The organism is Acrocarpospora macrocephala, assembly GCF_009687865.1.
GTDB lineage: Bacteria > Actinomycetota > Actinomycetes > Streptosporangiales > Streptosporangiaceae > Acrocarpospora > Acrocarpospora macrocephala.
Genome location: NZ_BLAE01000025.1, coordinates 75,646 through 96,698 on the forward strand (window position 1 = coordinate 75,646; position 21,053 = coordinate 96,698).

Below are 21,053 nucleotides of genomic sequence, written 5' to 3' on the forward strand. Positions count from 1 at the left end.
GGTTCTCCTAGGCCAGGTCGGCGGGGGCGGTCAGCTTGCCGGTGACGGCGGTCGCGGCGGCGACCTGCGGGGACACCAGATGGGTCCGGCCGCCCTTGCCCTGCCGGCCCTCGAAGTTGCGGTTGGAGGTGGAGGCGCTGCGCTCGCCCGGAGCGAGCGTGTCCGGGTTCATCCCGAGACACATGGAACATCCGGCCTCGCGCCACTCCGCCCCCGCGGCCTTGAACACCTCGTCCAGGCCCTCCTTCTCCGCCTCCAGCTTGACCAGCATCGACCCGGGCACGATCAGCGTCCTGGTCCGGACCGTACGCCCCCGGAGGATGTCGGCGGCGGCGCGCAGGTCCTCAAGACGCCCGTTGGTGCAGGACCCGACGAAGACCGTGTCCACCTCGACGTCGCGCAGCGGCGTACCGGCGGTGAGCCCCATGTATTCCAGCGCCCGCTCGGCCGCCGACCGCTCCACCGGATCCGCGAACTCCTCCGGCCTGGGTACGGCAGCCGCCAGCGGAGCCCCCTGCCCCGGGTTGGTCCCCCAGGTCACGAACGGCGTCAGCGTCGCCGCGTCGATCTCGACGACCTGGTCGAAGACCGCGTCGTCGTCGGTCCTGAGCGTGCGCCAGTAGGCCACGGCCTCGTCCCAGGCGTCGCCCTGGGGGGCGTGCGGGCGGCCCTGGAGGTAGGCGAAGGTCGTCTCGTCGGGGGCGATCATCCCGGCCCTGGCGCCCGCCTCGATGGACATGTTGCAGACCGTCATGCGGCCTTCCATCGACAGGCTCCTGATGGCCTCGCCGCGGTACTCCACGATGTAGCCCTGGCCGCCGCCGGTGCCGATCTTGGCGATGATCGCCAGGATCAGGTCCTTGGCGGTCACCCCGTACGGCAGCGCGCCGTTGACCTCGATGGCCATCGTCTTGGGGCGGTAGGCGGGCAGGGTCTGGGTGGCCAGCACGTGCTCGACCTCGGAGGTGCCGATGCCGAACGCGATGCCGCCGAACGCGCCGTGGGTGGAGGTGTGCGAGTCGCCGCAGACGATCGTCATGCCGGGCTGGGTCAGGCCGAACTGCGGGCCGATGATGTGCACCACGCCCTGACCGGCGTCGCCCATCGGGTGCAGCCGCAGGCCGAACTCGGCGGCGTTCTTGCGGAGCGTCTCGACCTGGGCCCGGGAGACCGGGTCGGAGATCGGGCCCAGCACGGTCGGGACGTTGTGGTCCTCGGTCGCGATGGTGAGATCGGGGCGCCGCACCTTCCGGTCCGCGAGCCGGAGGCCGTCGAACGCCTGCGGGCTGGTCACCTCGTGAATGAGGTGCAGGTCGATGAAGAGCAGGTCGGGCTCGCCCTCGGCGCGCCGCACGACATGCTGCTCCCAGACTTTCTCGGCCAGTGTGCGACCCATGGTTCTCAACGCCTCCTTGCGTCTTTTCCCCCGAGTGATCATCTCTTATGATGAGACGGAAATATCGGGATATGGAACTCTACCGGCTGCTTGTTGGTAACGCGTTTGCATCTCGGATAGCGAGACGGCAGTATCGGGGTATGGACAACTCTAGCGGAGTCGGGGTACTCGACAAGGCCGTTCTCGTGCTCAACGCTCTGGAGGCGGGCCCGGCTTCGCTGGCCCAGCTGGTGCAGGCCACCGGCCTGGCCAGGCCCACCGCCCACCGCCTGGCCGTGGCCCTGGAACACCACCGCATCGTCTCCCGCGACACGCAGGGCCGCTTCATCCTCGGCCCCCGGCTGTCCGAGCTGTCCACCGCCGCCGGCGAAGACCGCCTGCTCGCCGTCGCCGGACCCGTCCTCACCCAGCTCAGGGACCAGACCGGCGAAAGCGCCCAACTCTACCGCCGCCAGGGCGACGAACGCGTCTGCGTCGCCGCCGCGGAACGCGCCAGCGGCCTCCGCGACACCGTCCCCGTCGGCTCCGCCCTCCCCATGCTCGCCGGCTCCGCCGCCCAGATCCTCCTCGCCTGGGAAGAACCCGACCGCCTCCACCGCGGCCTGCGCGGCGCCAAGTTCACCGCCGCCACCCTCGCCAGCGTCCGCCGCCGCGGCTGGGCCCACAGCGTCGGCGAACGCGAACAGGGCGTCGCCAGCGTCTCCGCCCCCATCCGCGGCGCCGGCGGCAAGGTCATCGCCGCCGTCTCCGTCTCCGGCCCCATAGAACGCCTCAGCCGCACCCCCGGCCGCCTCCACGCCATCCCCGTCGTCACCGCCGCCGAACGCATCACCGAAGCCATGCGCCGAGCCAACTAACCCAAGGCCTCACCCCGCCGCGGTTACTCGAACAAATCAGCAGCTTGACCCGGCTGGTTCTCCCACGGTACGAAACGAAAAGATGGTGGAAGAACCACAGCACCGTAGTCGTTTCGGGTGGGGAAACCACGGTGATGGTGGGCGCGGGCGGAGCCCGAGGTGGAGCAAAAGGGCTAGATGGCTGGGAGTCTCACTAGCCCACGCCTAACCCTGGCGATTCACGTCCGTGTCAAGTTGATCAGAACCCCGGGCCGGACAGGCTAACCGATTAGAGTGCGTGCCCTGTTAGCCCTAGGCTGGCGGGGTGACAGATCGCATCGAGGCGGCCGCGGCGGAACTGCGTCCCCTGCTCCAGGAGTTCATCCTCTGGGCGCCGTCCCACGCGCCAGGCAACGACCCCGACCTGGTGGGCCCGGCGGCGCTGTGGCACCGGCTCACCGCGAGCGACGACGTGGGCCGGTGGCGGCGCGGCGATCTGCGCACCGTCCTGCTGGAACGAATGCCCCAGGTAGTCGAGGATCCCGACGAGGCAGCCGACGGCATGCTGCCCGCAATCCGCGCGTACCTGACATTCCTCTCCGAGACCGGCCGCCTCACCAAGGGCTCAGACTCGCTGGAGGAGCTCCTCGCCGAGCTCGACGAACTCGAAGAGGAGTTCGTCGACAAGATGGAGGACGCCATCGCCGAGCGAGACTGGGACGAGGAGGAGGACGACGAGGTCGAGGAGGACGAGAGCCTCGGCGACTTCGAGCCGTTCGCCGACGAGATCGCGGAGCTGCCCACCATCCGGCTCCGCCCCGACGTCGAACTGGCCGCCGCCGCCCGCACCGTCCCGCTGATCGCCCAGGCCCGCGACCTCGCCGTCTGGGTCGGCGTCAAGCGCAAGGTCGGCGCCGAGACCCTGCTCAGCGAGGGCGAGATCCGCGAGGCCCTCGACGCGCTCGGGCTGACCGAGCCGCAGAAGCTGTGGAACCTCTGGAACCTCGCCATCGACCTGGAGTTCCTCACCCCCGACGGGGAGGACACGGTCAGCGTCGACTCCGACACCGCCGCCTGGCCGTTCGAGGACGACGAGGACGTGCTGGACGCCTGGATGCTGGGCCTGCACTCGATCGACTACGGCGACCCCGAACTCGACGACGACGACCTCACCCTGGCCCTCTCCGGCCTGACCCGCGAACTCCTGGTCCGCGTCCTGGTCAGCGGCCTCCGCAAACCCCTCGCCGAACTCCGCGCCGAACTCGCCGAAGCCGTCGCCGAATACGACGATCTGGGCGCCGACGCCTGGTCCGCCGCCGAGGACCCGCTCGCCTCCCCACTCGGCTGGCTCACCGGGTACGGCATGCTCGAGCTCACCGACACCGACGAGGTAGCGTTCACCGCCCTCGGCGTGGAAGGCATCGTCCACCTGGTCGACGACGAGGACATCGAGGTCGACGCCAGAACCGCCATCGACGCGATGACCGCGCACGACCTGCTCTCCGCCAGCGCCGACATGTCCGAAGAGGAAGCCGACGCCGAGTTCGCCGCCTGGATGCGCCTGCGCGACCCCGCCACCGCCGCCCACGAACTCCTCGCTGCGGCCGTCGAGGACGAGTCCGACGCCCTCGTCCGCGTCCAGGCCGCCAGCATGGTCGGCTCCCTCGGCGAGATCGCCGTCCCCGCCTGGCTGGAGGCCCTCAAGGAACCCTCCCTGCGCCCCTACGCCGCGACCCACCTCACCCAACTCGACGTAGAAGACGCCCCCGAACCCACCCAGGCCGACACCCACTGGCTGATCCTCGACATGTGGACCATCTCCGCCGGCCTCGGCCGCCCGGAATTCGTCAGCAGCCTCGAAGACATCGGCCCCGCCACCGACCTCATCGGCCTCCTCGACGTCATCTGGAAGGTCCGCCACCCCCACGTCGAAGAACTCCTCGAAGCCATCGGCGACGCCCACCCCGACAAACAAGTCACCAAAGCCGCCAAACGCGCCCTCTTCAAGGCCCGCTCCGGCGGCCAGTAGCCACGCGATGGCCGAGCCTCCCGCTCGGCCATCCCCGCGAACACCCGTCACGCGTAGCCAAAAGTCATCAAATGTGATTCAGGCACACATTTCATGATGCTCTCTTCTCGATCTTGGCTTGGGCAGCGGAGGCTGGACCGACAGCGCCGGACATCCCACGAGATCGCCTGAAGTACCTAATCATTCAAGAAATGTCTGCCTGAACCTCAAATGTCCTGTTCAGCCAACGGTCGCGACATCGGCGCGGCTGCCCGTAGCCAACCATGAGGATCGCAGGCCGCTGGGGCCGCCCGAGGCCTATCTGCGGGGGGTGTGGGAAGACCGCGACTGGCGTAACGTGCCAGGCCCCTTCTACGGTGCGCAGACAGACTCCTGTTGGATGGGCCGGGACATCGCACCGCGCCACATCGTCTACGAAGACGAGTGCGGCAGCGAGGTCGTCTTCCGGCAGCCGCAGAGCCCCCAAGAGGTTCATCTTGTGCTGACAGCGGCGTGGAACGACCCATTCTGCGCTTACGCTGGCGACGGCGACAATCATTGGACGCTCGAGCTCATCCGCGAGTGGTGGGCCAGCCGCGAACGGCTTGCCGCCTGGATCGACGACGTGCGTCGCCGATGGTCGGTCAGCGAGCGCGAGGACGAGCGGAGAACGCGCTGGGGCTGGGCGACTACTCAAGCTATCTGGACAATGGGCTCGCAACCTACCTGCGAGAATACGGATTCTGGCTGGACAACCGCCGTTCACCGATGCCGGACGAAAAACTGCCGAAACTCGGTTAGCGGCCGCCCAACCAGCGGCCTGCCCGATGCTGCAGGTCAACCCGAAAATGCTCACACGGCTGGCCGAATTGGAACAGGATCTTCTCCACGGCGGCAGCGAGTCGAGACGGAGGGGTGGCTCGGCGAGACGATGGCATCAACACGACTCTGACCTTCCTCCGGGCAAAGCCAAGCCGATGCTGCTCGAACAGCCCGGTGGCCAGCCGAGTTCTCCTACTGGCAGACCTGCTGATGCGTCTGCTCAACAAGATCGAGGAGTCTTGAGCTAAGGCCGTGGGTGACGGTTGCCCACAGGGCGCTGGTGGGGCGCGTTGAGCCGCGGCCCAGTCGAGCGGGAACACATCAGAGAGTCACCACGGCACGACTCCATTGTCGTCGAACAGCTGGCCGGTAGGGCCGTCGTCAGGCAGAGCCGCCAATCGGATGGCGATCACCGCGCCCTGCTCAGGGGTCTGAGTACCGCTGAAACCATTGAGGTCGGTGGCCACGTAGCCGGGGCAGGCGTTGTTAATCAAGATGTTGGTGTCGCTCAGCTCCTTGGCGTACTGGATGGTGACGGCGTTGAGGTAGGTCTTCGTCGGCGCGTACGCCCCGCTGATCCCTCCGAGGTCGACACCGGGCGTGGTCTGCAGGGCCAGAGAGCCGACATGGCTGGACTGGTTGACGATCCGCGGGTGCGCCGAGTGGCGCAGCAGCGGCAGCATCGCATTGGTGACCCGGATGACGCCGATGACGTTGGTCTCCACCAGCCGCCGCACAGTCTCGAGGTCGATAGTCGTAGGCTCCTCTGGCCAACCGCCTGCAGCGCCGGCGTTATTGACCAGCACGTCAAGGCGTCCCGCTCGCTCCTCGATCAGCTGCGCTGCGGCGGTCACGCTCTCGTCGTCGGTCACGTCCAAGGGCACGCCGAACGCGTCGGCACCTGCCGCGCGCAGTTTCGCCACGGCGTCCTTCCTGCGCTGCTCGTCGCGAGCGCCGACACCGACGCTCCAGCCCAATGCGCCCAGCCCGGCCGCGATCTCGTATCCGATTCCCTTGTTCGCGCCGGTGACCAGCGCGATTGTCTTCTCACTCATGACAGCGAGCATGGCGGCGCTTTGACCAGGCACCAACACCATCTCGGTAATGCAGCGATACCTGAGCGACATCAATCGACCCGTCCGCCGAACTTACGGTGAATGCATGGAAATACGCGAATTGCGCTACTTCGTCGCCATCGCCGAGGAGCTGCACTTCGGCAAGGCTGCCCGGCGTCTGGAGATAGCCCAGCCGCCCCTGTCCCGCGCGATCGCCCGGCTCGAACGACAGCTCGGGGTCACGTTGCTGGAGCGCACCAGCCGCAAGGTCACGCTCACCGAGGCCGGGACCGTGCTGCTGTCCGAGGGGCGCGCGATCCTCAGCGCGGTAGCCGCAGCTGAGCGGCGTACCCAGCAGGCTGCGCAAAGGCGCCCCCGCCTCGTCCTCGCCGTCAAATCCGGCACCGCCAGCGAGTTGTTGGCCAAACTGCTCGATGCCTACCGCGCGGAACCCGGCGCAGCCACCGTCGATCTGTTGCTCTGTGAGACGCATCAGCAACAGAAATTGTTGCAGGATGGGCAAGCCGACGTGGCTCTGCTGCACTTGCCATTCGATTCGACGGTCGGACTCGACACCGAAACCCTGTACACCGAGGGACAGGTGGCGATCCTGCCCACCTCTCACTCACTTGCCAACCGCTCTCAGATTCGGATGGCCGAGGTCACTGCATTGTCGGAACTCCCGATGGCTCGCTGGCCCGGTCCTGGCGGCAGCTACCCGGAGGGACCAGGGGCAGAGGTAAGGAATCTGACACAGCTCTTCCAGCTGATCGCGCTCGGCCGTACCACCGTGGTCATGCCCGAGTCCGCCGGCACCGACCTGCGCCGGGATCTCGCCGCCGTGCCGGTCCTGGATGCTCCGCCCGTGACAACGGTGATCGCTTGGCCGTCGCAGAGCCGACTTCGCGCAGTCGCCGACCTGATTCGCGTAGCAACACGTCTTTGACTGGCTGTTCTCAATCCGCTCGCGTGGAATGCCACCGGCAGATGCTCGCCTAGCGGAGCGGGAAGATTGCGCAGGTGGTTGTGCCGTGGGCGTACAGTTTGCCGTCGGTTGAGCCGGTGATCTTGGCTTCGGCGGTGGCTATGGTGCGGCCGACCTGGAGGGTTTTGCCTTCGCAGCGGAGGGGGCCCGTGTGGGCGAAGGCTGGTCTGGTCATGTTCACGTTCAACTGGATCGTGGTGTACGCCTGGCCTGGGGGGAGGGTGGTCATGACGGCGCAGCCGAGGGCGGAGTCCAGGAGGGTGGCCAGGTAGCCGCCGTGGATGGTGCCCAGGGGGTTGTACTGGTGTTCGCCGGTCTGGCCTTCGAAGACGGCGATGCCGGGCTCGACGCTGATCAGGGTGAAGTCCAGGGTGCCGGCGATGGGTGGGGGCGGGATCTTGCCGTCCAGCATCGCCTGGAGGAACTCCAGGCCGGTGAGGTCGGCGAAGTGGGCCGGGAGGACGGTGGGCGGCGCCCACGAGTGGGTGCGCGAGTTCATCGTCGTCGTCATGAGTCTAATTTTCGAACCCAGCTGCCGTTGAGCGCAAATCGGACTTCACGACCAGTCCGGGAGGGGGCGGTAGATAGGGGTTCCGGAGGTTTCCAGTTCGGTGCGGAGCTTGAAGTAGGCGTCGCCGAAGGGGTCGACTCCGTCGAGGGGCATCAGGCCGCGGCGGATGGCGAGGTCGTGGGGGGCGAGGAGGGCGGCGGTGGCCAGGTGGTCGCGGGCGGAGGCCGTACGGGAGTGGCGGAAGAGCCAGGTGGCGAGGCGGGCGTGCAGGCGGGCGCGGCGTTCGTCAGGGGTGGGGACGCGGAGGTGGGCGCGGACGGAGTCGCGGGTGAGGCCGGGGTCGCCGGTGCGTACCCAGGAGCGCAGGGCGGCGGTGGCGGCTTCGGCGGAGAGGCCGTTGAGTTCGCGGAAGGTGTCGGTGGCGGTCATGGTGTCCTGGGGGCGGGCGATCCGGCCGGATTCGTCGATCCAGACGACGGTGGGGACGTTGATCACGTTGTAGCGTTCGGCGATCGTGCCGTCGGCGTCGATCAGCGCGGGGTGGGTGAGGTCGGCGATCCAGGGCGCGGCGTCGGCGCGATCGCGGTCCAGCGAAACGCTGATCACGGTGAACCCGTTGGGAGACAGCTCCCTGTGGAGGTCGTCCCAGGCGGTCAGGTCGTAGCGACAGCCGCACCAGGACGCCCAGAAGACCAGGGCCACCTTGGTGCCGCGCAGGTCGCGCAGGGTCAGCCCGTCGAGGGTGAAGTCGGGAGCTTCGTCGGGAGTGAGATCCTGGGTTTCCCCGACGGCGATGACGCGGTTGTCAGGGTCGACGACCGCCATCCGGCCGAGGAGCTCGGCGAAGGCGGCGACGTCCACCCCTGAGGGGTTCTCGGCGGCGGCCGCGCGGAAGGCGGGCACGCACGCGTCGCCCCGGCACCAGCCGTGCGGCTTGCGCTCCCACCCGAGCACGGGAACACCGTGCGGGACCACGGCTCCCGGGATGGTCTCTTCTCGTCCGTCTGCCAGCAGCGTGTACATCAGCCCTCCATTAGATAGTGACACTTTCGATAGTAACACTGTCCAACCAGAAGGCAAACAAAAAGACCCCTCAGCGGGTGAGGGGTCCTGCTTGGTAGTCCCGAGCGGATTCGAACCGCCGCTACCGCCTTGAGAGGGCGGCGTCCTGGGCCACTAGACGACGGGACCAAGCTTTTCGTTCTGACAAGAAACTTTGCAAGCTTTCAAGTCCTTGCGCAAACCTCTCTAGAGAGGTTTGGTAGTCCCGAGCGGATTCGAACCGCCGCTACCGCCTTGAGAGGGCGGCGTCCTGGGCCACTAGACGACGGGACCATGCACCGTGTGTTGCTGAGATGCAGCTGGGGTACCAGGACTCGAACCTAGACTAACTGAACCAGAATCAGTCGTGCTGCCAATTACACCATACCCCATCAACTCGCTCACCCCTCACAGAGGTTCGCGTGCGGACTCCGAAAGAATAGCCCAGTCAGAGACCCACTACCAAAACGATTCCCGCGAGCATGGCGATCGCGTCGTTTTCACGGCTTGTGCGAACCTGTACGAATCCGACCACCGTGAGGAGCCGCCACCGATGACCCCGGCTGACCACCCGTTCCTGTTCCCCAGCGCCCTGCCCTACCAGCTGCCCCCCTTCCGCGAGATCCGGGAGGAGCATTACGCGCCCGCGTTCGAGCAGGGCATGGCCGAACACCTCGCGGAAGTCGAAGCGATCGCGGCCGATCCCGAGCCGCCGACCTTCGAGAACACCGTGGAGGCGCTCGAACTGTCGGGGCGGCTGCTCGAACGGGTGGCGACCGTGTTCTTCAACCAGGCCTCCTCGGACACCACTCCGGGCATCCAGGCCATCCAGCAAGAGATCACCCCCAAACTGGCCAAGCACAGCGACTCCATCAACCTCAACCCCCGCCTGTACGCCCGGCTGAAGGCCATCACCACCGACGATCCCACCCAGCAGTGGCTGCTGGATCGTTACCTGACCGATTTCATCCGGTCCGGAGCCGAGCTGGACGAGACCCAGCAGGCGCGGTTGCGGACGATCAACGAGGAGCTGTCCTCGCTGGCGACCACCTTCCAGCAGACCCTGCTCAACGACACCAACGAGCGGGCCGTCGTGGTCGAGGACGCGGCCGAGCTGGACGGGCTCACCCTGGACGCGATCGAGGGCCTCCGCGAGACGGCCACGGCGCGCGGCCTGGACGGCAAGTACCTGATCACGCTCGTGCTCCCCACCGGACAGCCCGCCCTCAGCTCGCTCACCGACCGAGCGCTGCGCGAGCGCGTCCACCTGGCCTCCGTCGGCCGCGGCGCGGCCAACGCCGAGCTGATCACCCGGATCGCCACGCTCCGGCGCGAACGCGCGGGCCTGCTCGGGTACCGCAACCACGCCGAGTACGTCCTGGCCGACCAGACCGCGGGAACGACCGGCGCGGTCACCGAGATGCTGGACAAACTCGTCACCCCCGCCGTCGCCAACGCCCGCCGCGAGCAGGAGGCCCTGGAGGCGGAAGCCGGATTCCCGGTCGAGGCCTGGGACTGGTCCTTCTACGCCGAACGGGTGCGCAAAGCACGCTACTCCATCGACAGCGCCCAGATGCGCCCGTACTTCGAACTCGACCGCGTCCTGCACGACGGCGTCTTCTACGCCGCCTCCCGCCTGTACGGCCTGCGTTTCGAAGCCCGCCCCGACCTCCACGGCTACCACCCCGACGTACGCGTCTGGGAGGTCTTCAACGAGGACGGCTCCCCGCTGGGCCTGTTCCTGGGCGACTACCACGCCCGCGCCTCCAAGCGGGGCGGAGCCTGGATGAACAGCCTGGTCCAGCAGTCCGGCCTGGAAGGCTCGCGCCCGGTCGTGGTGAACAACCTCAACATCGTCAAGGGCGAACCCACCCTGATGACCTTCGACGAGGTCAACACGATGTTCCACGAGTTCGGCCACGCCCTGCACGGCCTGTTCTCCGACGTCCGCCACCCTCGTTTCTCCGGCACGTCGGTGCCCCGCGACTTCGTCGAGTATCCGTCCCAGGTCAACGAGATGTGGGCCACCCACCCGGAGATCCTGGCCAACTACGCCAAACACCACGAGACCGGCGAGCCGATGCCTCGCGACCTGGTCGACCGCATGCTCGAAGCCCAGAAGTTCAACCAGGGCTTCGCCACGGTCGAATACCTGGCCGCCACCCTGCTCGACTGGGCCTGGCACACCGACTACGAGTCCGGCGACGCCGAAACCTTCGAAACCGAGGCCCTGCAGCGCGCGGGCGTCGACCTCGCCGCCGTCCCGCCGCGTTACCGCAGCACCTACTTCGCCCACATCTGGGCGAGCGGCTACAGCGCCGGCTACTACTCCTACATCTGGAGCGAGGTCCTCGACGCCGACACCGTCGAATGGTTCACCGAGAACGGCGGCCTGCTCCGCGAGAACGGCGACCGCTTCCGCACCCACCTCCTCTCCAAGGGCGGCAGCGTCGACCCCATGACCGCCTTCCGCACCTTCCGCGGCCGCGACCCCCGAATCGAGCCCCTACTGGAACGCCGCGGCCTCCTCTGAAACCACCCACCAGCGTGAACGGCACCGTTCACGCTGGTGACAGGTCACGACAGCTTGGCCAAGGCGGTGTGGAGGCGGTCGAGGGTGCGTTCGCGGCCGAGGACCTCGATGGACTCGAACAAGGGGAGGCCGACGGTGCGGCCGGTGATGGCGACGCGGATGGGGGCCTGGGCCTTGCCGAGTTTGAGGCCGTGGTGGGCGCCTACCTCTTCCAGGGCCGTCTTCAGGGAGTCGGGGTCCCAGTTGATGGTTTCCAGGCGGGAGGCGTACCCCGAGAGGATTTCGGCGGCGCCCGGTTTCATGGCCTTGTCCCAGGAGGGCTGGTCGTGGATGGGCTCGGGGAGGAAGAGGAAGTCGACGTTGGCCGTGATTTCGGAGAGGACGGCCACGCGGGTCTGGGCTAGTTCGGCGACTCGGGTGAAGGTTTCGCGGTCCCAGGCGGGGTCGAGCCAGGGGGCGCAGCGGTCGATGAAGACGTCCAGCGGGAGGCCGCGGATGTATTCGCCGTTGAAGGCGCGGAGTTTCTTCTCGTCGAAGAACGCGGGCGAGAGGTTGACGTTCTTGAGCGAGAACAGCGGGACCATGTCGGACCAGGGCATGATCTCGCGGTCGTCGCCGGGGCCCCAGCCGAGCAACATCAGGTAGTTGACCATCGCCTCGGCGAGGTAGCCCTCGTCGCGGTAGGACTCCAGGGCGACCTTGTCGCGGCGCTTGGAGAGCTTCTGCCGCTTCTCGTTGACGATGACGGGCAGGTGCGCCCAGATGGGCGGGGTGTGGCCGAGGGCGCGCCAGAGCAGCTGCTGCTTGGGGGTGTTGGAGAAGTGCTCCTCGCCGCGGACCACGTGGGTGATCCGCATCTCCACATCGTCCACCACGTTGGCCAGCACGAACAGCGGGGAGCCGTCGCCGCGGGCGATGACGAAGTCCTCCATCGCGTCGTTGGGGAACTCGACGGTGCCGCGAAGCGCGTCCTCGACCACGGTGACGCCCTCGTCAGGGGTGCGGAAGCGCAGCGCGCCCTCGGTCAGGCCGAGGTCGCGGCAGTGCCCGTCGTAGCCCTGGTGCTCGGAGCCGGTGCGCGCCTTCACGTCCTCGCGAGTGCAGGTGCAGTGGTAGGCGCGGCCGTCCTTGCGCAGCAGCGCGGCGGCCTCCCGGTGCTGCGCCTCGTACGCCGACTGGAAGTAAGGCCCCTCGAAGTACGGCGAATCGCCGCTGATCCCGATCCACGCCAGCGCCGAGATGATGCCCGCCGTCCACTCCGGACGGTTGCGCGCGGCGTCGGTGTCCTCGATGCGCAGGACGAACCGGCCGCCGGACTGCTCGGCCAGCGCCCAGTTGAACAGCGCGGAGCGGGCGCCGCCGACATGGAACATGCCGGTCGGCGACGGCGCGAAGCGGACCCGTACGTCAGTCACGTGTGATCACCCTGTTGGTGAGAGTTCCGATGCCTTCGATGCCCACGCTGACCTCGTCCCCCGGGAACACCGGCCCGACACCGGCGGGCGTGCCGGTGAGCAGGATGTCGCCAGGGAGCAGGGTCATCACGGCGGTGACGTGGGCGATGAGCGCGGGAATGTCGAACACCAGCTGCGAGGTTCGCCCGCTCTGCCGCAGTTCCCCGTTGACCGAGGTGGTCAGCGCCAGGTCGGTCGCGTCCAGGTCGGTCTCGATCCACGGCCCGAGCGGGCAGAAGGTGTCGAAGCCCTTGGCCCGGGTGAACTGCACGTCTCGTTTCTGCAGGTCGCGCGCGGTGACGTCGTTGGCGCAGGTGTAGCCGAAGATGACGTCCTTGGCCCGCTCGACCGGCACCTCCCGGCACAGCCGCCCGATGACGACGGCCAGCTCGCCCTCGTAGTCGACGCGCTCGGAGAGTCCCTGCGGATACATGATGGCCTCGCCGTGCCCGATCACCGAGGTGGACGGCTTGATGAACATGATCGGCTCAGTCGGGACGTCGTTGCCCATCTCGGCGGCATGATCGGCGTAGTTGCGCCCGATCGCGACCACCTTGCTGGGCAACATCGGCGCCACCATTCTGACCTCGGCCAGCGGAAACCGCTCGCCGGTCAGCTGGATCCCGCCGAACGGGTGACCGTCGATCTTGGCGAGCATCTGCCCGCCCTCTTCCACCACTCCGAACGCGACGCCGCCGCCCGTGGAGAACCTTGCGATACGCACCTCACCAGGCTAGTGGTCCCGCTCACCGGGTGATGCCTGAGAAATTTGTGTGGTTACTTGACCGGATCGCCGGGTTCGGCCAGCATGATCCGCGCCCCCCAGCGTTATGGAAGGAACAGGTGTGCCCGGCCGTACCAGAGTTGTTGGCGTGTTCATCCTGTTCCTGGCGGGGAGCCTGCTGACCGCGCGGCCCGCGTACGCGGCCAGAACGGCGGAGTGCCAGGGTGATTGGCTGCCCGCGACGCCCACCTCCGAGGACGTGATGGCGGGCAAGCTGTCGTTCCTCGATCTGCCCGCGGTTCAGGTGGGCGAGAAGGTGAACTGGAAGCTCAATCCGTACAAGAACCGGTCCTGGCAGATGGTGTTCCATTCGCTGCGCTGGATGGGGCGGCTGGTCGCCGACTTCGAGACCACCGGCAAGGCCGCGTACCTGGCCAGGGCGACCGAGGTGGCGAAGGACTGGGTGGCCAAGAACCCGCCCGGGGGCGGCGCCGACTACGCGTGGGCGGAGCATCCGGTGGCATTGCGGGCGCCCGCGCTGGTGTGCCTGAGCAGGCATGTGCCGGACAAGTGGCTGCGCGACAGCCTGTCGCAGCATGCCCGGATCCTGGCCAACGACAAGCACTACGAGTGGGGTCACAACCACGGGCTCGACCAGGACATCGGCCTGCTCGGCATCGCCTGCCGCTACGACAACAAGGCCTGGCGTTCGCAGGCCATTCGCCGGATGGTGAAGACCACCACGCTGGACGTGGACTCGCAGGGCGCGCTGCGCGAGCAGGCTCCCCGCTACGCGGTCTACTTTCACGACCGGCTCCGCGTGGCCATGGACAAGATCAAGGACTGTGGCCTGAAGGTCCCCGCCGACCTGGCCAAACGCTGGGATCTGCTGCCCGAGCACATCAGCGCGGCCACCCAGCCGGACGGCTACCTGGTCCCCATCGGCGACGGCCCCGCCGACGTGCAACCGGCCGCGTTCGACCGCCCGGACTCGCTGGTGCAGGTCTACCGCGCCGGCTACGTCTTCGGCCGGACGAAGTGGGACTTCAAGGAGTCGGCCTACTACTCGATCCGGTACGGCCCCGGCCTCAAGTTCCACGGCCACGAGGACCATCTCGGCGTCACGTACTACGCGCAGGGCCGCAACCTGCTCACCGAGGCGGGCTTCCACTCCTACGAGAACACGCCCTACCGCCGCTGGACGATCACCCCGGAGGCGCACAACGTGCCGATCGTGTCCGGGAAACGGTTCCGCGGCGGCGTGGCGTCCACGCTGACCAAGAAGTCGATCGGCAAGGACCGCCAGTCGTTCACGGTCACCGACACCGCGTACGGCACCCGCCGGACCCGGGCGGTGCTGGTCAACCACGACGAGGACGTCATGGCCGTGTACGACACGGTCAGCTCGGGCAAGGTACGCAACCTGTGGCACCTCTCGCCATCGCTGAAGGTGGCCTCCAACGCGGGCGGCAAGGTCGTGGTGAGCGACGGCGCCTGGCGCGCGTCGATCGTGCAGCTGGCGCTGCCGGGGTGCAAGCCGGTCGGCGGGCAGAAGATCGTGCGTGGCCAGACCTCGCCTTACCAGGGCTGGATCTCCGGGTCGTACATGAAGAAGGAGGCGGCCTCGGTGGTGCAGTCGCCGTCGGCGAAGGCGCTGCTCACGCTGGTGGTGCCGGGCACCGACCAGCCGGACGTGTCGTGTTCGGGCCGGACCGTCATCGTGCGCACTTCCAACGGCCCGGCCACGTTCAAGATGTCCGGTAAGGACCTCGTCTAGGGCGTGTAACCCGCGCGGAGTAGGCCGAAGGTGACGGCCTGCTCCAGGGCCTGCCAGGAGGCCTCGATGATGTTCTCGTCCACGCCCACGGTGGCCCACTCGGCGGTCTCGTCGCTGGAGGTGATCAGCACGCGGGTGATCGCGTCGGTGCCGTGGGTGCCCTCCAGGATGCGGACCTTGAAGTCGATCAGTTCGACCGCGGTCAGCTCGGGGTAGATGCCCTCGAGCGCCGTCCTGACCGCCCGGTCCAGGGCGTTGACCGGGCCGTTGCCCTCGCCGGTGGCGACGATGCGCTCGCCCTTGGCGTGCAGCTTGACGGTGGCCTCGGAGGCGACCTCGCCGGACGGGCGGCGTTCCACGATGACGCGCCACGACTCGACCGCGAAGTGGCGGCGGCGCTCGCCGTGCACGCTGTCGCGCAGCAGCAGCTCGAAGGAGGCGTCGGCGGCCTCGAAGGTGTAGCCCCGGGACTCCATCTCCTTGACCCGGTCGACCAGCTCGCGCGACTGGTCGCCGGTCAGCTGGTAGCCCAGCTCGCGGCCCTTGAGCTCGACCGAGGCGCGCCCGGCCATGTCGGAGACGAGCATGCGCATGTCGTTGCCGACCTCGGCGGGGTCGATGTGCTGGTAGAGGTTGGGGTCCACCTTGATGGCGGAGGCGTGCAGCCCGGCCTTGTGGGCGAACGCCGACACGCCGACATACGGCTGGTGGGAGTTGGGGGTGACGTTGGTCACCTCGGTGATGGCGTGCGCGATCCTGGTCATGTCCCGCAGCGACTGCGGCGGCACCAGGTCGTAGCCGCGCTTGAGCTGGAGGTTGGCGACCACGGTGAACAGGTTGGCGTTGCCGGAGCGCTCGCCGTAGCCGTTGGCGCAGCCCTGCACGTGGGTGGCGCCGGCGCGGACGGCGGCGAGGGTGTTGGCGACCGCGCAGCCGGTGTCGTCGTGGCAGTGGATGCCGATCCTGGCCGAGGTCTGGGCCGCGTGGTGCACCACGTCGGCGAGCTCGTCGGGGAGCATGCCGCCGTTGGTGTCGCACAGCGCGATCACCGAGGCGCCCGCCTCGGCGGCGACCCGGATGACCTCCAGCGCGTACGCCGGGTTGGACTTGTAGCCGTCGAAGAAGTGCTCAGCGTCCAGGAAAACCCGCTGGCCCTCCGCATGCAGGTGGGAGACCGTGTCGCGGATCATCGCGAGGTTCTCCTCCAGGGTCGTGCGGAGGGCCAGTTCCACGTGCCGGTCGTGACTCTTGGCGACAAGAGTCACGATCGGCGCGCCGGATTCGCGCAGAGCGGCGACCAAGGGGTCGTCGGCCGCCTTCACCCCGGCCCGGCGGGTCGCGCCGAACGCGGTGAGCTGCGCGTGCTTCAGGTCGAGCTCGGTCTGAGCCCGCCGGAAGAATTCGGTGTCCTTGGGGTTGGCGCCCGGCCAGCCACCCTCGATGAAACCCACGCCGAGGCCGTCCAGGTGCCGCGCGATGACCAGCTTGTCGGCGACCGAGAGGTTCAGGCCTTCCTGCTGCGCGCCGTCGCGCAGGGTCGTGTCGTACACGTGGAAAGCGTCGTCAGCCATTGGGATCCGTCTCCTTTGGGAGGTCCTGCCAGCATGCCCCGTCAAACAAAAAGACCCCTCACGGGCGTGAGAGGTCTGCGCGCTGGCGGTGTCCTGAGTCAGCCAGCGCGCCTGCCGATAATGAGCAGACGGTAAGTCATGGTGCTCCGGAGTCTGCCATACGACTCGCGATATGGCACATTGATCTCAGGATGCGAGACGCGCACATGATCTAGGGTGGGCGTATGAAGGCGTCTTACCAGGATCCGTCGGTGCCCGCCTACGTGGCCGCGCACGCCACCCAGCCCGATCAGACGCTGCGCGAGCTGGCCGTGGAGACGGCCGCGCTGACCGGCGGGAACGCGGAGATGCAGATCAGCCCGGAGCAGGGCACGCTGCTGACCATGCTGGTGCAGCTGACCGGGGCGAAGCTGGCGGTCGAGGTGGGGACGTTCACCGGGTACTCGTCGATCTGCATCGCGCGGGGTCTGGTGCCGGGCGGCAAGCTGATCGCCTGTGACGTGAGCGAGGAGTGGACGGCGGTGGCCCGGCGCTACTGGGAGAAGGCCGGGCTCACCGATCGCATCGAGCTGCGGCTCGGCCCGGCGCAGCAGACGCTGGAGGCGATGCCGGAGGACGAGCCGATCGACTTCGCCTTTATCGATGCCGACAAACCCGGATATGCCGGGTATTACCACGAGCTGGTGGACCGGCTCGCGCCCGGTGGGCTGATCTGCGCGGACAACACCCTGCAGGGCGGGCGGATCGCTCACGCGCGGGCGGGCGGGAACGTGCCCGCCATGCGCGCCTTCAACGACCTGGTCACCGCCGACCCGCAGGTCGACTCCGTGCTGCTCCCGATCGCGGACGGGCTGACGCTGATCCGCAAGCATTGAGGGTTATTTACTGAAATATCAGCAGATCTTGTGGACCCAGCCGTGGTTGTCGGGGCGGGTGCCGTACTGGATGCCCATCAGTTCCTCGCGGATCTTCAGCGTGACCGGGCCGGGATTGCCATCGCCGACCGTCCACTCGCGGTCGGCACCCTTCACCGAGCCGACCGGGGTGACCACGGCGGCGGTGCCGCAGGCGAAGACCTCGGTGAGCTCGCCGGAGGCGCAGCCCTGCTGCCACTCCTCGATCGAGATCTTGCCCTCCGCGACGGTGAGCCCGAGCTCGGCGGCGAAGGTGAGGATCGAGTCGCGGGTGATGCCCGGCAGCAGGGTGCCGGTCAGCTCGGGGGTGAGCAGGCGGTCGCCGTAGACGAAGAACAGGTTCATCCCGCCCATCTCCTCCACGAACCTGTGCTCGTACGCGTCCAGCCAGACCACCTGGTCACAGCCCTGCTCGACGGCCTGCCGCTGCGCCACGAACGCCGCCGCGTAGTTGCCGCCGCACTTGGCGAACCCGGTCCCGCCGGGCGCGGCCCGGGTGTATTCGGTGGACAGCCACACCTTGACCGGCTTGACCCCACCCGCGAAGTACGACGCCGCCGGCGAGGCGATCGCCATGTACCGGTAGGTCTTGGACGGGTAGTTCACGCCAAGCCCGACCTGCGTGGCGACCATGAACGGCCGCAGGTAGAGGCTGTGCCCCTCGGTGGTCGGCACCCAGTCCCGATCGGTCTGCACGAGGAGTTCGAGCGACTCCACGAACGTGTCCTCGGGCAGCTCCGGCATGGCCATGCGCGCGGCCGACCGGTTGAACCGGGCCGCGTTGGCGAACGGCCGGAACGCGACGATCGCCCCGTTCGCCTGCCGATACGCCTTGAGCCCCTCGAACAGCTCCTGGGCATAGTGGAACACCGAGGTCGCCGGGTCGAGCACCAGCGGCCCGTACGGCTCGACGCGGGCGTCGTGCCAGCCCTGGCCCTCGGTGAAGTCGATCGACACCATGTGGTCGGTGAAGATCTGCCCGAAGCCCGGGTTCGCCAGAATCCGCTCGCGCTCGTCCCGCCCACGGGCGTTCGGATTGCGCTGCAGGTCGAAGCTGAGCTGGGTGATCATGGCGAGGTTCCTTCTCTCTACTCTGCTAATGGAAACTTAGGGCATTTCGCGGGGAACAAAAAAGCGCACGGCGGCCCTTTGCGGGCCACCATGCGCTCAGGTGTGTGTGGCCGGCGTCAGCCGGCTACTCGGGCGGCGATGTCGTCGCCGATCTCGCGGGTCCGGCGGGCCACCCACGCGCCCTGCCGTTCGACCAGGTCGTCGGCGACGGCCTGCTCGACCCGGGCCGAAGCCTCGGCGAAACCGAGGTGATCCAGCAGCATCGCGACGGACAGGATCGTGGCCGTCGGGTCGGCCTTGTGCTGGCCCGCGATGTCGGGGGCGGAGCCGTGCACCGGCTCGAACATGCTGGGCGCGGTCCGGTCCGGGTTGACGTTGCCGCTCGCGGCTAGGCCGATGCCGCCCGCGATGGCGGCGCCGATGTCGGTGATGATGTCGCCGAACAGGTTGTCGGTGACGATCACGTCGAACCGCTGCGGCTGCGAGACGAAGAACATCGAGGCCGCGTCGACGTGGCAGTAGTCGGTGGCGACCTGGGGGAACTCCTCGGCAACGCGGTTGACCGTGCGCTGCCAGAGGTCACCGGCGAAGGTGAGCACGTTGGTCTTGTGGACCAGGGTGAGCTTGCGCCGCTCCCGGCTCGCGGCCTTGGCGAAGGCATACCGCACGACGCGCTCGACGCCATACGCGGTGTTCACGGAGTCCTGGGTGGCGATCTCCTGCGGGGTGCCCTTGCGGAGCACGCCGCCCGCGCCCGCGTAGGGGCCCTCGGTGCCCTCACGGACGACGATCATGTCGATGTCGCCGGGCAGCACCTTGCCGAGCGGGGTCTCCACGCCGGGGAACAGCTTGACCGGGCGCAGGTTGACGTAGTGGTCGAGCTGGAACCGCAGCTTCAGCAGCAGGTCGCGCTCCAGCACGCCGGGCGGCACGCTCGGATCGCCGACCGCGCCGAGCAGGATCGCGTCGAAGCCGCGCAGCTCGTCGAGGACCGGGTCGGGCAGCGTCTCGCCGGTCGCGTGGTAGCGCTTGGCGCCGAGATCATACTGCGTCGGCTCGACCTTCACCCCGGCCGCGTCCAGGACCTTCAGTCCCTCGGTCACGACCTCGATGCCGATCCCGTCGCCGGGGATCACCGCCAGCCGGATGTTGCTCGAATCCATGCGCGTACCCTACTAGTCCATCTCGTAGATCGAGAACCTATCTCATCATCCGGGCGTGACCGTGCGCTCGAACACATAGTCCCTGGCCGCGGCCAGGCCGACGGCGAGCGCGCCGAGCAGCACGGCGTCCTGGCCGATCGAGGAGACCTCGATCCGCGGTGGCCGTAAGGCCACCAGCGCCTCCAGGCGTTCGGCCACCCGGCCGGCCAGCAGGTCGCCCGCCTGGGCGCCGATGCCGCCGCCGAGCACGACCAGTTCGGGGTCGAGCACGGCGGTCACCCCGGCCAGCGCGTGCGCGATGTGGTCGATCTCGGCGTCCAGCACCCGGGCCGCCAGCGGATCCCCGGCTCTGGCCGCGTCGAACACATCCTTGGCGGTGGCGCTGTCCAGGCCGAGCCGCCGGGCCAGCGCCACCACGCCGTCGGCGGAGGCCACCGACTCGAACATGCCGCGCCCCGGGTTGACGCGCGGGTCGCCCTCCCCCACCGGCAGGTACGAGATCTCCCCCGCCGCGCCCCGGGAGCCGCGATAGAGCTTGCCGTCGATGACGACGCCCATGCCGATCCCGGTGCCGATGGAGACGAAGACGAAATGCGAGACGCCCTGCCCCAGGCCGTACGCCCCCTCGCCGACGGCGGCCAGGTCCACGTCGTTCTCCAGCACGTACGGCGCGGCGACCACCTCGGCGAGCCGGTCTACCACGCCGGGCAGCTCCCAGCCGGGCAGGTTGGGGGCCAGCAGCAGCGCGCCGGTCTCCTTGTCGTGGATGCCGGGCGTGCCGAACACCGACAGCGTGATGTCCTCGGCGGCCAGCCCGGCGTCGGCCAGCAGCGCGGCAGCGATCTCGGTGAGCTGTGCGAGCAGCGCGTGCGGGGTCTCGGCCCTGGACGGTTCATCCCGCCGGGCCACGATGTCGCCGATCAGGTCGGCCAGGGCCAGCCGGACGTAGTTGCGCCCGACGTCGATCGCGAGCACCCATCCGGCCTGCGGGCGGATCTCGTACAGCAGGGCGGCGCGGCCCGCGTTGCCGGTGCGCAAACCCACCGCGCGGACCAGTTTGGCGCGCTCCAAATCTGCGAGAGCCACCGAGATCGTCGGTTTGGACAGGCCGGTGGCCTGGGCAAGCTCAGGCCGGGAGACCCGCCCCATCCGGAAGATCTCGCCGAAGACCGCCCGCTCGTTCATCACCCGG

General features: G+C 68.3%; 16 protein-coding genes and 3 tRNA genes. 6 read left to right on the top strand and 13 right to left on the bottom strand.

From position 1 onward, the window contains the following. Nucleotides 1-7: 7 nt before the first annotated feature. The gene (gene leuC / locus Amac_RS22285; protein ID WP_155356322.1) at nt 8-1,396 is read right to left on the bottom strand and encodes a 3-isopropylmalate dehydratase large subunit; all 1,389 of its coding nucleotides are present in this window, start codon (nt 1,394-1,396) and stop codon (nt 8-10) included. Between the two features lie 140 nt (nt 1,397-1,536). Here leuC and Amac_RS22290 point away from each other — a divergent pair, with 140 nt between their 5' ends. Beyond that, entirely contained in the window at nt 1,537-2,253 is a 717-nt protein-coding gene (locus Amac_RS22290; RefSeq protein WP_155351535.1) for an IclR family transcriptional regulator, read from the top strand. A 304-nt stretch (nt 2,254-2,557) separates the two neighbouring features. Continuing rightward, nucleotides 2,558-4,261 (top strand): hypothetical protein, encoded by a 1,704-nt coding sequence (locus tag Amac_RS22295; protein WP_155356323.1) that lies wholly within the window; start codon nt 2,558-2,560, stop codon nt 4,259-4,261. 1,130 nt (nt 4,262-5,391) lie between these two features. Here the strand turns inward: Amac_RS22295 and Amac_RS22300 are convergent. Further along, on the bottom strand, nt 5,392-6,129 hold the full coding sequence (locus tag Amac_RS22300) for an SDR family oxidoreductase (protein WP_155356382.1): 738 nt from the start codon (nt 6,127-6,129) through the stop codon (nt 5,392-5,394). Between the two features lie 94 nt (nt 6,130-6,223). On the opposite strand from Amac_RS22300, the gene Amac_RS22305 reads away from it, so the two are divergent. Continuing rightward, nucleotides 6,224-7,063 (top strand): LysR family transcriptional regulator, encoded by an 840-nt coding sequence (locus Amac_RS22305; RefSeq protein ID WP_155356324.1) that lies wholly within the window; start codon nt 6,224-6,226, stop codon nt 7,061-7,063. Between the two features lie 49 nt (nt 7,064-7,112). On the opposite strand, the gene Amac_RS22310 is transcribed toward Amac_RS22305, so the two are convergent. The 5 genes from Amac_RS22310 to Amac_RS22330 form a co-directional block, all read right to left on the bottom strand. Continuing rightward, entirely contained in the window at nt 7,113-7,613 is a 501-nt protein-coding gene (locus tag Amac_RS22310) for a PaaI family thioesterase (RefSeq protein WP_155356325.1), read from the bottom strand. 45 nt (nt 7,614-7,658) lie between these two features. Then, a complete protein-coding gene (locus Amac_RS22315) occupies nt 7,659-8,636 on the bottom strand; it encodes a TlpA disulfide reductase family protein (protein WP_155356326.1) in 978 nt (325 codons plus the stop codon). A 92-nt stretch (nt 8,637-8,728) separates the two neighbouring features. Continuing rightward, a tRNA-Glu gene (locus tag Amac_RS22320) sits at nt 8,729-8,804 on the bottom strand. A 68-nt stretch (nt 8,805-8,872) separates the two neighbouring features. Continuing rightward, nucleotides 8,873-8,948: transfer RNA gene (locus tag Amac_RS22325), tRNA-Glu, on the bottom strand. Between the two features lie 26 nt (nt 8,949-8,974). Next, nucleotides 8,975-9,046: transfer RNA gene (locus Amac_RS22330), tRNA-Gln, on the bottom strand. Nucleotides 9,047-9,207: 161 nt separating this feature from the next. Here Amac_RS22330 and Amac_RS22335 point away from each other — a divergent pair. Continuing rightward, on the top strand, nt 9,208-11,187 hold the full coding sequence (locus Amac_RS22335; protein WP_155356327.1) for a M3 family metallopeptidase: 1,980 nt from the start codon (nt 9,208-9,210) through the stop codon (nt 11,185-11,187). A 44-nt stretch (nt 11,188-11,231) separates the two neighbouring features. On the opposite strand, the gene gltX is transcribed toward Amac_RS22335, so the two are convergent. Beyond that, nucleotides 11,232-12,602: a glutamate--tRNA ligase gene (gltX, locus tag Amac_RS22340; RefSeq protein ID WP_155356328.1), complete on the bottom strand. Its 1,371-nt coding sequence runs from the start codon at nt 12,600-12,602 to the stop codon at nt 11,232-11,234. Continuing rightward, complete coding sequence (locus Amac_RS22345) at nt 12,595-13,365, bottom strand: fumarylacetoacetate hydrolase family protein (RefSeq protein WP_155356329.1); 771 nt, start codon at nt 13,363-13,365, stop codon at nt 12,595-12,597. Before Amac_RS22345 ends, gltX begins: the two co-directional genes overlap by 8 nt. Before the next feature lie 148 nt (nt 13,366-13,513). Between Amac_RS22345 and Amac_RS22350 the strand changes: the two genes are divergently transcribed. Continuing rightward, nucleotides 13,514-15,142 (top strand): heparinase II/III domain-containing protein, encoded by a 1,629-nt coding sequence (locus Amac_RS22350; RefSeq protein ID WP_246268578.1) that lies wholly within the window; start codon nt 13,514-13,516, stop codon nt 15,140-15,142. Here Amac_RS22350 and cimA read toward each other — a convergent pair. Next, entirely contained in the window at nt 15,139-16,713 is a 1,575-nt protein-coding gene (cimA, locus tag Amac_RS22355; RefSeq protein WP_155356331.1) for a citramalate synthase, read from the bottom strand. The genes Amac_RS22350 and cimA overlap by 4 nt on opposite strands. A gap of 224 nt (nt 16,714-16,937) precedes the next feature. Between cimA and Amac_RS22360 the strand changes: the two genes are divergently transcribed. Continuing rightward, nucleotides 16,938-17,588 carry an O-methyltransferase gene (locus tag Amac_RS22360; RefSeq protein ID WP_155356332.1) on the top strand — a complete coding sequence of 217 codons (651 nt, stop codon included), beginning with the start codon at nt 16,938-16,940 and terminating at the stop codon, nt 17,586-17,588. A gap of 18 nt (nt 17,589-17,606) precedes the next feature. Here the strand turns inward: Amac_RS22360 and Amac_RS22365 are convergent, their stop codons facing one another. The 3 genes from Amac_RS22365 to Amac_RS22375 all read right to left on the bottom strand — a co-directional run bounded on the left by Amac_RS22365 (nt 17,607) and on the right by Amac_RS22375 (nt 20,836). After that, the gene (locus Amac_RS22365; RefSeq protein ID WP_155356333.1) at nt 17,607-18,698 is read right to left on the bottom strand and encodes a branched-chain amino acid aminotransferase; all 1,092 of its coding nucleotides are present in this window, start codon (nt 18,696-18,698) and stop codon (nt 17,607-17,609) included. Between the two features lie 116 nt (nt 18,699-18,814). Continuing rightward, entirely contained in the window at nt 18,815-19,861 is a 1,047-nt protein-coding gene (locus Amac_RS22370; RefSeq protein WP_155356334.1) for a 3-isopropylmalate dehydrogenase, read from the bottom strand. A gap of 45 nt (nt 19,862-19,906) precedes the next feature. Next, a complete protein-coding gene (locus Amac_RS22375; RefSeq protein WP_373869829.1) occupies nt 19,907-20,836 on the bottom strand; it encodes an ROK family protein in 930 nt (309 codons plus the stop codon). Between the last annotated feature and the right edge of the window lie 217 nt (nt 20,837-21,053).